This is a genomic window from Cutibacterium avidum ATCC 25577 (assembly GCF_000227295.1).
Taxonomy (GTDB): Bacteria; Actinomycetota; Actinomycetes; order Propionibacteriales; family Propionibacteriaceae; genus Cutibacterium; species Cutibacterium avidum.
The window spans coordinates 510,860-523,404 of record NZ_JH165054.1 but is presented as its reverse complement, the minus strand read 5'-3'; the positions used below and the strand labels follow the sequence as shown (position 1 = coordinate 523,404).

Sequence of the window (12,545 nt, the reverse complement as noted above, 5' to 3'; positions counted from 1 at the left end):
GCTCAACTGTTGTCGGAACCGGTCAGACGCCGGTGCGCGGCAACGTGGTCGGACGATCGCCGGAACCGGGCTTGAAGCCGTTGCCGGGCTTGGTGTCGTCGCCGGGCTTGCCCGTGGCCGGCCAGGTCTCCCCAGTCGTGGTGAGGAACCAGTTGCGATCGAAGAAGTCCTTCGGATCGATGGTCTTCATCTTCGAGGCGGTGTCGATGAGCAGCTGACGGATCTCGAGGATCTCGTCCCAGACGACCGGGGCCTCCGCGACGTGCGGGTAGGCGCCGCCACCGCTCATGCGGTAGTTGTTGATGGCCAGGACGAACTTCTGGTCGTCGGCGACCGGCTGGCCCTGCCAGGACAGGCCCAGGATGCGCTTGCCCACCGGCTTGGAGACGTCGATGGAGTACTTGACACCGGTGACGGCGTCGTAGTTGTAGTCCCACACCGGCTTGCCCTGGTAGTCAGCCTGGGTGTCGCCGCCCTCGCTGGCCGGAGCCGGGTTGACGATGGCGCCCTTCTTGACCTGCTTGAAGTACTTCGCGGAGTACTCCAGGTAGTCCTTGAGTTGTTTGCCGGTGAGCAGGATGCCCGCCAGTGTGTTGTCGAAGACGTACAGGCCAGCGATGTCCTTGATCTTGACATCGCCTTTCGGGAAGGCAGCGGTGCGTGAGAACGGCGAGACCTGGGCGATGACCGGAATACCGTCGTACTTGCCACCCTTGATCGCCTTGGCGACGGTGTCGGCCTCGACCTTGCCGATGAAGTCGAGGATCGGGGTGTCCTCAACCATCGAGCGCTCGGTGGTCAGCTTCGTCGTCGAGGTGGCGACGACGGAGTTGACGTACTTGACGGTGGCCTTGTGGCCGGCCTGCAGCTCGGAGTCAGAGGCGAACTCCTTGTCCTCCTCGACGTCACGGGTGTAACGCGGCTTCACGGTGACCCTGTCGTGGAGCACGGAGGCCTTGCCGTCGGAGAAGTCGAGCGGGATCGTCACCTGGGAGACTGAACGGGCCCAATAGTCGGGCTGGGTGATGACGACCTTGTGGCCCGAGATGCCGTCGACGATCTCGACCGGGTCGTCCTGGTGGGTGTGACCGATGACGACGAGGTCGACCTCGGGAACGGACTTGGCCAGGACGGTGGCATTGTTCTCTGGCAGACCCTTGTAGACCGGGGCGGCCTGGTCCTCCGACAGTCCGGCGTGGACGAGGACGACAACGACGTCAGCCCCTTCTTTGCGCAGTGTGACCGAGCACTTCGCAGCGGTCTTGACCGGGTCAGCGATGTCGACCTTGCCAGTGAGGTTCGCCTTGTCCCAGACCATCGAGCCAGGGGTGGTGACGGCGACGACGCCGACCTTGACCTGGTGGCCGTCGACGGTCTTGGTGAGCATGAGGGTGCCCTGGGTCAGCGGCTTGCCGGTCTTGAGGTCGATGACGTTGGCGCACAGCAGTGGGGCGTCGAGGTCGTTCTTGTAGCGGTTGAGTTCCTTGAGTCCGTAGTTGAACTCGTGGTTGCCGATGTTGGCCGCGTCATAACCAACGAGGTTGAATGCGCGGGCCATGACCTCGGTGCGGCCAAGTTTCTCGGGCTGCTTGGCAGAGAGGTAGGTCAGCGGGGTGCCCTGGATGGTGTCACCGTTGTCGAGCGTGACGACGGAGTCGGCACCCTTCTCGGCGCGGAGCTGCTTGACGATGGTGGCCACCCGACTCACGCCCAACGGAGCCGAGGACCGACCCTTGTCCGACGGCGGGTAGGGAGCGTCGGCGAAGTAGTCCCAGTCGTAGACGTGACCGTGGATGTCGGTGGTGGCGAGCACCGTCAGCGTTGCGGCACCGGCAGCAGAGCCTGCGGTGGCGGGAGCGGAAGACGTCGACGGCGACGCGAAGGAATTCCCGACAGCAGTCATCGCGAGCCCTGTCCCCAGGGTGCCGACCAGCACGGCGCGACGCGACAGGTTCGTACCAAGTGGGTTGTCATGCATGGATGGTGTCCTTCCAACGGGATGGGAAAGCGGTACCATCCTTGCCGAATGAAGTGACGGACGGGTGACAATTTGATGATTACCACCGTCAACAACACCTGGTCAGCCCTGACGCCTCTGCAGCTGGGCCCATTCGTCACGCAGACCAACGGTGCGGTGGAACACCGTGGTGTCCTGATCCGCCGCGAAATACCCCAGCCGCTCGAACTGCACCACCTCGCCGGGAGCCACCTCGGCCAAGGCCGGTTCGGCCATGACGTTGGTGAGGGTCTCGCGCGAGTTCGGGTTGAGGTCGTCGAGGGCCTCGCCGCTCTCCGATCCGGGAATCTCGGCGGTGAAGAGACGGTCATAGAGGTTCGCGGTTACCGGCACGGCATGGGCGGCGGACACCCAGTGCATCGTCGACTTCACCTTGCGACCGTCGGGGGCGGTGCCGCCGCGGGACTCCGGGTCATAGCTGGCGTGAACCTCGGTGATGGTGCCGTCTGGGTCCTTGACGACGTCAGTGGCCGTCACCAGGTAGGCACTACGCAGACGCACCTCACGACCGGGGGAGAGGCGGAAGAACTTGCGGGGCGGGTCCTCGCGGAAGTCGTCGGCCTCGATCCACAGCTCTCCGGTGAAGGGGACGCACCGGGTGCCGTCATCAGGATTCTCCGGGTTGTTGACGAGCTCGAACCATTCGACGACCGGGTTGCCGTTCTCGTCAGTAGGCCAGCCGTCCAGGACCAGTTTGAGCGGGTGCAGGACGGCCATGCGGCGCTGCGTGGTGGCGTTGAGCTCGCGGCGCACGAAGGACTCGAACTCCTCGATGGCCTTCACGGAGTTGTTCTTGGTGGTACCGACGGCCTGGCAGAAGGCACGGATGGCAGCAGCCGGGTAGCCGCGACGACGCATCCCGCGCAGGGTGGGCATGCGGGGGTCGTCCCAACCGTCGACGACGCCGTCGGTCACAAGGGACCTGAGGCGACGCTTCGAGGTGATGGTGTGGGTCAGTTCGAGACGGGCGAACTCGCGCTGCTTGGGGGCCGGGGCGTCGAGCGGCACATGGGCGAGGAACCAGTCGTAGAGGGGGCGGTGGCTGTTGAACTCCAGGGAGCACAGCGAATGGGTCACACCCTCTATGGCGTCGGACTGACCGTGGGCCCAGTCATAGGTGGGGTAGATGCACCACGTGGTGGCGGTCGAGTGATGGGCCTGGTGGCGGATGCGGTACATGACCGGGTCACGCAGCCACATGTTCTCCGCCTGCATGTCGATCTTGGCGCGCAGACAGCGGGAGCCGTCGGGGAACTCGCCGTTGCGCATCCGCTCGAGCAGGTCGAGTGATTCCGCTGCGGGACGGTCGCGGTAGGGGCTCTCGATACCCGGCTTGCCGTAGCCGCCTTTCTGCTCGCGGATCGTCTCGGGGGACTGGTCGTCGACGTAGGCCAGGTCCTCGCGGATGAGGTACTGGGCCCACTCGTACAGCTTGTCGAAGTAGTCGGAGGCGTGGACGACGTGGGCGGGGGAGTACCCGAGCCACTCGATGTCCTCGATGATCGACTGGACGTACTCAACCTCCTCGGTGCCCGGGTTGGTGTCGTCCAGACGCAGGTTGCAAATGCCGCCGAAGTCCTCCGCGACGCCGAAGTCAGTGACAATGGCCTTGGCGTGGCCAATGTGCAGGTAGCCATTGGGCTCGGGTGGGAACCGGGTCTGGACCCGTCCTCCATAGGTGCCCTGTTCGTTGTCCGCGCGAACGACCTGATGAATGAAGTCCGAGCCGGACTCGGCCGGGGCGGCGGGAGTCGGGGTTCCAGTGGGTTCTGCCATGGCGGGAACCTTACCGGAGTCTGTCGGTACTTCCCGATAGACTCCGAGGCATCATGACTGAGTTGCATCCCGCGCGCACACGCGTCGCCCCCTCGCCCACCGGAGACCCTCACGTCGGTACGGCCTACATGGCGTTGTTCGACAAGGCTTGGGCACAGCGCACCGGCGGCCAGTTCGTGCTGCGCATCGAGGACACCGACCGCAACCGTCTGGTGGAGGGTTCGGAGGAACAGATCTACGAGACCCTTGACTGGCTGGGCCTGTCCCCCGATGAGTCGCCGCGGGTCGGTGGACCGTACGAACCGTACCGGCAGTCTGAGCGTTTGGACACCTACAAGCCGCTCGTCGACAAGCTCATCGAGTCTGGTCACGCCTACCGCTGCTGGTGCTCCCAGGAGAGGCTCAAGGCACTGCGCGAGGAGCGCGCGGCCGCGAAGTCCCCGGACACCGGTTACGACCGCATGTGTCTGGGCATGTCCAAGGAGGAGCGGGCCAAGCTGCCGGGTTTCACCGAGACACCCGTCGTGCGCATGCTCATCCCTGAGGACGTCGAGCTGGAGTTCGACGATCTCATTCGCGGCAAGGTCCACGCCCCACGTCCCGATGACCAGGTCATCCTCAAGGCCGACGGATTTCCGACGTACCACATGGCCGTCGTCGTCGATGACCATCTCATGGGCATCGACACGGTCGTTCGTGGTGAGGAGTGGATCTCCTCGACGCCGAAGCACCTGTTGCTCTACAAGTGGCTGGGCTGGGAGGTGCCGAGGTTCGCGCACATGCCGCTGCTGCGCAACACCGACAAGTCCAAGATCTCCAAGCGCAAGAACCCGGCTGCTCGGTTGATGTGGTTCCGTGAGCAGGGTTATCTGCCCGAGGCGCTGCGCAACTTCCTGCAGCTGCTGGCATACCCGACGATCGCCGAGGGTCAGGAGATGGAGGACCTCGACTCCTTCGTGTCCCGCTTCGACTGGGCGAGCGTCTCCACTGGCGGGCCGGTCTTCGACGTCACCAAACTTGACTGGCTCAACGGCCAGTACATCCGCAGTCTTGACGCCGAGGACCTCACCGATCGCGTGCTCGAGTACGCCGATCGCACCGGTCAGGCCCAGGAGGTGCTCGGCCGTGATCTGACGTGTGAGGACCGTGAGATCATCCATGCCGCGATGCCACTCATTCGTGAGCGTCTGGTGCTGCTGTCGGAGGCACTGCCGAAGCTGGCATTCCTGCTGATCGACGACGACGCCCTGGTCTTCGATGGGGATTCCGTGGCCAAGCTCAAGACAGGAGCCGACGAGATCCAGCAGGCGTCCACCGAGGTCCTCAAGGGGCTTGACGATTTCTCCGCCGATGCCATCCAGGTGGCGCTGCGCACCAAGCTCTGCGACGAGATGGGTATCAAGCCGCGTCTCGCCTTCGCCCCGATCCGCGTCGCCGTCACCGGTTCGCGGGTGTCCCCGCCACTGTTCGAGGCCATGGAGATTCTCGGCAAGGGGTCGACTCTTCGTCGTATGGAGCGGTTTGAGGCTGAGATAGAGCAGAGTAGTGATTGAACACGATGAGACGAGGCCTGGGCTCCTGCGACGTCCAATAGTGTGGTTCTGGGTGCTCGTCACCTGTTATTGGGCGTTGGTGTGGCGGACACCTGTGTGGGATATCGATGATCTGTATTTCGCCACCCGATCTGGCACTCCCAGCGGTCGTATCGACTGGGCGGATTTTGCACGGCTCACCGTATACGATCTGGGTGGGCGTAATGGCCGTTTCTCGGACATGATGGTGCAACTCGTCATGGCGATGGGTGGATGGATTCGTGTTCCCCTCGTGCTCTCATCCCTGTCAACGTCGCTGGCACTGTGGCTCATGATGCGGGCCCTCATCCGGGATCTACGGGGAGTGGTGTCTCCCGGTGTTGACTTGTTGGCAGGCGTAGGTGCATTTCTCGTGCCGATGACCCTGATTGGTATCGAGCCAAACATGGGTGGGGACACGATCATGTTCATAGCTGCGAACATCGGCTACATGTGGGGCTTAGCGCTCGGGATCGTATCCATCCTCCTGCTGTGGTCCCAGCGGGGGCCGAACGTTGACCACGGCTGGGTTTTGTGGGTGGCGGTGGCGCTGTCCTATGTGGCAAGTATTCATCATGAATTGAATGCGCCGGGAATCGTCGGGGCAATCGTCGCGATGGCGCTCATCACACCCGCAGGGAAATGGACTACTCGGTGGGCGGTGGCGCTGGTCATGGTGGCCGCGGGAAATACTGCGAGAATGGGAATGCCCGGTTTATGGGCACGTAGCCGTCGACTTGGGGGGCCGTACCCGTACCCGAAAATAACTGGCGAGATTCCCAAACGGGTGTCGTTCGTCGTCCACTCCGTCAGCCATTCGCTCACAAATTACCCGGTCGTGTTCTTTGCGATCATGCTGTCAGTCATCGTCATGTGCCTGGTGGTTATGAAACGCGGATTCCATCGCCGCGCCATCGGTATCCTCCTCGCACTGTTCTGTGTGGCATCTGTCGGGCTGGCCGCGACCAGCCTGCGAGTTGTTACGGTGCTCGCGCGACGAAAGCTCGTTGGAGATATTCGACTGTACCTTTCGGCCACCGGGCTGTTGGTTGGAGTGTGCTTTAGCGTCGTGATGGTGATCCTTGTGGTGCTCACTGTGATGGTTGCTCGCATACCGGGATGCTGCATGGTGGGGGTTTCGACGGGCGCGGCGTTTGGTTATTACGCGCTCCCGATGATTCAAGGGTCCCCAGGGGGACGAACGTCCTTTTTAAGTCTGGTGGTCTTCACCATGAGTGCGTTGGTGTGGACATGGGCTGCTGTCGGATTGGCGCAGAGAGGCACGAACCAGGTTGACGGCGGTGCCTCATCCATGGAATCTGGTGGACGACTCGCGGCTGCGACACCGGGGTCGCAGCTCGCTATGGTTCTGGTTACCATCGCTACGGCGGCATGCCTGGGCACCGGCCTGCAGGGAGCGTGGGGGATGCTCCAGGGAGCGACGATCAACGGCAGTGTCTGGCGACAGGTAAATGCCCAGGTAGACCTGGCGCGTCGCGGGGAGCGCGACACGGTCGTCGTCCCGAAGGCGTTACCTGCCCCGGACTGGTTGCCCGACTACGCGGGACAGCGTGGATCCGTCGTCGATGGCCTGCATCAGTATTATGACCTCCCGAAGAACGTCACCGTGGTGCGTCGTTGAGAGTGCTGTCGAGGACCTCGCTGAGGGACGCGACGAGAATCCTGATGTGCTCGTCTGTGTGACGTGCCGTCAGGCAGATACGTAGGATTGCGTCGCCTTTCGCGACGGCGGGGTAACGGACCGCAACGACCATGAGGCCCCGTCGTGCCAACTCCTCTTGCGCCGCGACGGCACGATCCTCGGGACCCACCGGAACCCTGATGATCGGACCGAGATCATTGGCTGTAGGGGCGGGAATGAGCCCGGCCCCGAAGAGTGCACGGCGCGCGCGAGCCACAGTGGTCTGGAGCCTCTGGACGGGAGAGGCATCGGTTCGTAGCTGATGCACGGATGCCGCCACGGCAGCTACGACGGCGGGGGAGGGGGCGCTGGAGAACACGTATCCTCGTGCGCAGTTTCGAATCAGCGTTGCCAAGGTCTCGTAGACGCAGACGAAACCGCCCTCGACGCCCAGGGCCTTGCTGGCCGTTCCCAGCAGGACGTCCGGTCGCAGTTCCTGGGGCAGACCTTCGGTGACGCCACGCCCGGTGGGCCCGACAGTGCCTATCCCGTGGGCGTCGTCAACGATGGTCAAAGCGCCGTGACGACGTGCGATCCGGACGAGGTCAGCAATGGGAGCGACGTCACCTCCCATGGAGTAGACCCCCTCCGTGAGCACGATGGCTCTTTCGGTGGTGACGTGATCAAGGGCATGGTCGATGGCATCGAGGTCCGCATGAGGGACGACGACCGTGCGCGCCCGAGCCAACCGACACCCGTCGATGAGACTGGCATGGTTGTCCGCATCGGAGACGACGGTGACGTCAGGACCTGCCACCAGCTGCATGGTCGTGACATTTGCCTGGTAGCCGCTGGCCATGAGGACTGCCTGGGGATACCCCAACCAGGTGGCGATCTCATGTTCAGCATGGTGGTGTGCCACCGAGGTTCCTGTCGTGAGGCGTGAGCCACCAGAACTGCATCCCAGCTCACTGACGACGTTGATCATGGCCTCCTGGACGGCCGGCTCCGTGGACATGCCGAGGTAATCAGAGGACGAGAACAGCAGGGCAGGACCGTCGGTGGTAACGGCGTCAGGAACCTGAGACGACGAGAAGGTGCGTGGATGGCGCTCGAGTCCGGAAGCCCGCCACGAGTCGAGACGGGATCGAATGTGGTCATGCCAGGACGCGGTGGTGTGAGTACTGGGAGAGTGGGTGGCAGGTCCGATGAGAACGGGGTGATTCTCCAACCAGTCCGTGATCATGGCGGGATCCGCGTACGAGGTGTCGACAAGAATGACGCGCCCCCCGTTGGGGTCACCATCGGCCTTGACGTTCGTCACCGTTGTGTACACCCCGTCGGCGCAGACATAGCCACGGGTGTAATGGGGATCGTCGGAGATGCAGAGTTCCGCGAGAACTCCGGGTGCAGCAGCAACCTTGCTCGCGAGGAGGACCGCTTCATGGTGGTGCCTCTTGTGAGCCAAGGATGTTCCCGGGGCAGATTCCGTGAGATCCCCGAATCGAGTCACACGAACGCCACGTAAGGGATCGGTTTCCAACCGTCGTCCGCTGCCCACCTCGACCATGGCGGCCCCACGCATCGTTGGTCCGGCGGTGAGAATGCGCATGACCTGCTCCGGGTTGGGCACGAATCGGGACAAGACGTCAAGGAAGTGGTGATGTGCGGAGTCGATGTCGATACATTCGTTGATGTCTGCGGGCAGGATAGGGATGACAGCGGGATCGACGTCGAGCTGATCCAGGCTGAGTCGCACCTGCCGAGCCTCGACGGTGTGACCAGGGGAGAGCGCGCGATGGGTGAGCCCCGTCAACGTCTGCCCGATCATGTCCGGAGACACCAGCGACTCGGCTCCGCTGACGTGGTACGGCTCCCCGTCGAGGACTCCGGTCGCGCGCATCCGCACACTCCACCAAGGCGTGGCAGTAGGTGTTTGCGATGGATCTGACATGATGACTCCTCGGCGTTGGCGACCGCTCAATATTGAACACCATTCAATTCCCGGGGTCCGGAGAGGGTCGTCATTCCAATTTGCCTTGCTGGTTCATCGGTGACAGACTGTACAAGTTGCTCCGAACGGGGCTGCAGTGCGTCACGCTCCTGACCCTTGAGGTCGAGCCCGGCCACTGAAGCCCGACGGCAGAGGTGTCACCACCAAGGTGAGTCCGCTGCCGGGCCCACGGGAGCGGGTCAGCATCGGAAGCCGGCAGACAAATCCACAGTGTTCACGGGGTCCTTGATGACTGGTGAGCGGTGGGCGTCCTGCGGCTTGTGATGCGCGACACGCCCGAGCGCGTGGGTCGGGGAGGGGTGATGTGACCTCCCGGTTTTCACACCAGTTGGAAACCGTCAGGTTGGGACCAATGAGGAGTTCGCTCCTCACGCCGGAACCCTCTGGGCGTACCGGACTCCCATGTCAGGGAATCTTGGACGCGGCAGAGACGAGTAGAAGGAACAACTGTGGCGGGACAAAAGATCCGCATCAGGCTGCGGGCCTACGACCACGAGGTCATCGACTCGTCGGCGCGCAAGATCGTCGACACGGTGACCCGCACGGGTGCCAAGGTCGCCGGCCCGGTGCCGCTGCCGACCGAGAAGAACGTTTTCTGTGTGATCCGTTCGCCCCACAAGTACAAGGACAGCCGCGAGCACTTTGAGATGCGCACCCACAAGCGGCTCATCGACATTCTCGAGCCGACCCCGAAGACGGTCGATTCGCTTATGCGTCTCGATCTGCCGGCCGGTGTCGACATCGAGATCAAGCTTCCGTGAGGTTGAGCACCATGACCAATGAACGCACTGTCAAGGGCGTGCTGGGCACCAAGCTCGGCATGACCCAGCTGTGGGACGAGCACAACAAGCTCGTTCCTGTGACCGTCATCCAGGCCGGGCCGTGTGTCGTCACCCAGGTGCGCACCCCCGAGACCGATGGCTACTCCGCCGTCCAGCTTGGCATCGGAGCCGTCAAGGCCAAGAAGGTCACCAAGCCGGAGGCCGGCCACTTCGAGAAGGCCGGCGTGACCCCTCGACGTCACCTCGTCGAGTTGCGTACCGCCGATGCCTCTGAGTACACCCTGGGCCAGGAGATCACCGCTGACGTGTTCTCCGAGTCCGATTTCGTCGACGTCACCGGCACCAGCAAGGGCAAGGGCACCGCTGGCGTCATGAAGCGTCACGGCTTCGGCGGCCTGCGTGCCACCCACGGTGTGCACCGCAAGCACCGCTCGCCGGGCTCCATCGGCGGCTGCTCGACGCCAGGCAAGGTCATCAAGGGCCTCCGCATGGCTGGCCGCATGGGTGCCGAGCGTGTGACTGTCCAGAACCTGCAGGTTCACTCCGTCGACGCCGAGCGTGGGATCATGCTGGTCCGTGGCGCCGTTCCCGGCCCGAAGGGGTCCCTGCTCGTCGTCCGCAGCGCCGCCAAGAAGGCCGCCAAGAATGGGGATGCCGCATGAATGAGACCAAGACCATCGACGTCCTTGACGTCAAGGGCAAGAAGGCCGGATCGGCTGAGCTTCCCGGTGACGTCTTCGACGCGAACACCAACATTCCGCTGATCCATCAGGTCGTCATCGCCCAGCTCGCGGCTGCTCGTCAGGGCACCCACGCCACGAAGACTCGTGGCCTGGTCTCCGGTGGTGGCAAGAAGCCGTGGCGCCAGAAGGGCACCGGTCGTGCCCGTCAGGGTTCGACCCGTGCACCACAGTGGGTCGGTGGCGGCACCGTTCACGGTCCGCAGCCGCGCTCCTACGCTCAGCGCACCCCCAAGAAGATGGTGGCTGCTGCTCTGCGTGGCGCTCTGTCCGACATGGCTCGCGACAATCGCATCTTCGTCGTGACCTCCCTGGTTGACGGTGACAAGCCCTCGACCAAGCAGGCCAAGGCCGTCCTCTCCGGTCTCGCCGAGCTCCGCAAGGTGCTCGTCGTCTTGGATCGCAGCGAGGAGGTCGCCTGGCTGTCCGTGCGCAACCTCAACGGGGTCCACGTCCTGGCCGCCGATCAGCTCAACACCTACGACGTCGTCAACGCGCGGACCATCGTGTTCAGCCAGGCCGGACTTGACGCCTTCGTCGGTGCTCGCAGCGCCAGCACCCAGGCCCTGGCCGCTGAGCCAGAGGTCCCGGAGACCAATGTTGCGGACCAGCATCCCTACGGTGAGGACTCCTTCCGCGGAGACAACCCGCCGGCCGGATTCGACATCAAGGGCAATGAGGACTCCAAGAAGTTCCACGCCCCGACGTCGCCCTGGTACGGACGCACCATCGCTGAGGTGTGGTTCCGTTCCGCCGAGGCTGCTGAGGCCGCTGGCTTCGTCAACGCCGTCAAGTCTGACTCCGACAAGGAGGACGCCAAGTGAGCGAGCTGAAGATCCGAGATCCCCGGGACATCATCCTCGCCCCGGTCGTCTCCGAGAAGAGTTACAGCCTGCTCGACCAGAACACCTACACGTTCCTGGTCAAGCCGACTGCCAACAAGACCGAGATCAAGATCGCGATCGAGCAGATCTTCGGTGTGAAGGTCACCTCGGTTAACACGATGAACCGCAAGGGCAAGGCACGCCGTACCCGCTTCGGCATGGGCAAGCGTCCCGACACCAAGCGCGCCATCGTGACCGTCGCCGAGGGTGATCGCATCGACATCTTCACCGGCCCGGTCGCCTGAGCCGCGAGAGAAGGAACGAAGTACCAATGGGTATCCGCAAGCACAAGCCCACCACTCCGGGCCGTCGCGGCTCGAGCGTGTCGGACTTCGTCGAGCTCACCCGCTCGACCCCTGAGAAGTCCCTGCTCGTTGCCAAGCCCAAGACCGGTGGACGCAACAACACTGGCCGCATCACCACCCGCCACATCGGCGGTGGACACAAGCAGGCCTACCGCATCATCGACTTCAAGCGTTACGACAAGGACGGCGTGCCGGCCAAGGTCGCTCACATCGAGTACGACCCGAACCGCACTGCTCGCATTGCCCTGCTCCATTACGCCGACGGTGAGAAGCGTTACATCATCGCCCCCGATGGCGTCAGCCAGGGAACCGTCGTGGTGTCCGGCCCCGAGGCCGACATCAAGCCGGGCAACAACCTGCCGCTGCGCAACATCCCGGTCGGTACCACGGTTCACGCCGTGGAGCTGCGTCCGGGTGGTAGCGCCAAGATGGGTCGCTCCGCCGGCGCGTCGGTGCAGCTGGTCGCCCGCGAAGGCAAGTACGCCACCCTGCGCCTCCCCTCTGGTGAGATGCGCATGGTGGACATCCGTTGCCGCGCCACCATCGGCGAGGTCGGCAACGCCGAGCAGACCAACATCAACTGGGGCAAGGCCGGCCGTAACCGCTGGAAGGGCATCCGCCCGACCGTCCGTGGTGTGGTCATGAACCCGATCGACCACCCGCATGGTGGTGGCGAGGGTCGTACCTCTGGTGGTCGTCACCCGGTGAGCCCCTGGGGCAAGCCCGAGGGTCGTACCCGTAACAAGAACAAGGCGAGCAGCCGTCTCATCGTGCGTCGCCGCAAGTCCGGCAAGAAGCGCTGATTGGGAGTCTG

Annotated in this window: 10 protein-coding genes; 7 read left to right on the top strand and 3 right to left on the bottom strand. The window is 63.7% G+C overall.

Annotated features, from left to right (window positions below; all coding sequences use genetic code 11):
* Nucleotides 1-22: 22 nt before the first annotated feature.
* The gene (locus tag HMPREF9153_RS02355; RefSeq protein WP_004809061.1) at nt 23-1,978 is read right to left on the bottom strand and encodes a bifunctional metallophosphatase/5'-nucleotidase; all 1,956 of its coding nucleotides are present in this window, start codon (nt 1,976-1,978) and stop codon (nt 23-25) included.
* Between the two features lie 102 nt (nt 1,979-2,080).
* Nucleotides 2,081-3,793 carry a glutamine--tRNA ligase/YqeY domain fusion protein gene (locus HMPREF9153_RS02350; RefSeq protein ID WP_004809060.1) on the bottom strand — a complete coding sequence of 571 codons (1,713 nt, stop codon included), beginning with the start codon at nt 3,791-3,793 and terminating at the stop codon, nt 2,081-2,083.
* 128 nt (nt 3,794-3,921) lie between these two features.
* Here HMPREF9153_RS02350 and gltX point away from each other — a divergent pair, with 128 nt between their 5' ends.
* Together gltX and HMPREF9153_RS02340 are read left to right on the top strand one after the other, a co-directional pair.
* Nucleotides 3,922-5,346: a glutamate--tRNA ligase gene (gltX, locus tag HMPREF9153_RS02345; protein WP_036979948.1), complete on the top strand. Its 1,425-nt coding sequence runs from the start codon at nt 3,922-3,924 to the stop codon at nt 5,344-5,346.
* Between the two features lie 397 nt (nt 5,347-5,743).
* Nucleotides 5,744-7,006, top strand: a complete 1,263-nt coding sequence (locus tag HMPREF9153_RS02340) for a hypothetical protein (protein ID WP_171023538.1) — start codon at nt 5,744-5,746, stop codon at nt 7,004-7,006.
* On the opposite strand, the gene HMPREF9153_RS02335 is transcribed toward HMPREF9153_RS02340, so the two are convergent.
* The gene (locus tag HMPREF9153_RS02335; protein WP_004809057.1) at nt 6,987-8,909 is read right to left on the bottom strand and encodes a 6-carboxyhexanoate--CoA ligase; all 1,923 of its coding nucleotides are present in this window, start codon (nt 8,907-8,909) and stop codon (nt 6,987-6,989) included. The genes HMPREF9153_RS02340 and HMPREF9153_RS02335 overlap by 20 nt on opposite strands.
* Nucleotides 8,910-9,469: 560 nt before the next feature.
* Here HMPREF9153_RS02335 and rpsJ point away from each other — a divergent pair.
* Genes rpsJ through rplB form a run of 5 tightly spaced genes read left to right on the top strand, consistent with a single transcriptional unit; the run spans nt 9,470 to nt 12,534 of the window.
* Nucleotides 9,470-9,781, top strand: coding sequence for a 30S ribosomal protein S10 (rpsJ, locus tag HMPREF9153_RS02330; protein ID WP_002514870.1), 312 nt, complete (start codon nt 9,470-9,472; stop codon nt 9,779-9,781).
* Nucleotides 9,782-9,792: 11 nt separating this feature from the next.
* A complete protein-coding gene (gene rplC / locus HMPREF9153_RS02325) occupies nt 9,793-10,464 on the top strand; it encodes a 50S ribosomal protein L3 (protein WP_015582162.1) in 672 nt (223 codons plus the stop codon).
* Entirely contained in the window at nt 10,461-11,366 is a 906-nt protein-coding gene (rplD, locus tag HMPREF9153_RS02320) for a 50S ribosomal protein L4, sunset domain variant (protein WP_004809054.1), read from the top strand. The genes rplC and rplD overlap by 4 nt, the downstream gene beginning before the upstream one ends.
* Nucleotides 11,363-11,671: a 50S ribosomal protein L23 gene (rplW, locus tag HMPREF9153_RS02315; protein ID WP_004809053.1), complete on the top strand. Its 309-nt coding sequence runs from the start codon at nt 11,363-11,365 to the stop codon at nt 11,669-11,671. Before rplD ends, rplW begins: the two co-directional genes overlap by 4 nt.
* A 26-nt stretch (nt 11,672-11,697) precedes the next feature.
* Entirely contained in the window at nt 11,698-12,534 is an 837-nt protein-coding gene (gene rplB, locus HMPREF9153_RS02310; protein WP_004809052.1) for a 50S ribosomal protein L2, read from the top strand.
* Nucleotides 12,535-12,545 lie beyond the last annotated feature (11 nt).

Excerpts from the sequence above, each read along its gene's own strand:
- HMPREF9153_RS02335 (WP_004809057.1), bottom strand. The coding sequence starts at position 8,909 with ATGCGCGCGACCGGAGTCCTCGACGGGGAGCCGTACCACGTCAGCGGA.
- gltX (WP_036979948.1), top strand. The coding sequence starts at position 3,922 with ATGGCGTTGTTCGACAAGGCTTGGGCACAGCGCACCGGCGGCCAGTTC.
- HMPREF9153_RS02350 (WP_004809060.1), bottom strand. The coding sequence starts at position 3,793 with ATGGCAGAACCCACTGGAACCCCGACTCCCGCCGCCCCGGCCGAGTCC.
- rplB (WP_004809052.1), top strand. The coding sequence starts at position 11,698 with ATGGGTATCCGCAAGCACAAGCCCACCACTCCGGGCCGTCGCGGCTCG.
- rplC (WP_015582162.1), top strand. The coding sequence starts at position 9,793 with ATGACCAATGAACGCACTGTCAAGGGCGTGCTGGGCACCAAGCTCGGC.
- HMPREF9153_RS02340 (WP_171023538.1), top strand. The coding sequence starts at position 5,744 with ATGACCCTGATTGGTATCGAGCCAAACATGGGTGGGGACACGATCATG.
- rplD (WP_004809054.1), top strand. The coding sequence starts at position 10,461 with ATGAATGAGACCAAGACCATCGACGTCCTTGACGTCAAGGGCAAGAAG.
- HMPREF9153_RS02355 (WP_004809061.1), bottom strand. The coding sequence starts at position 1,978 with ATGCATGACAACCCACTTGGTACGAACCTGTCGCGTCGCGCCGTGCTG.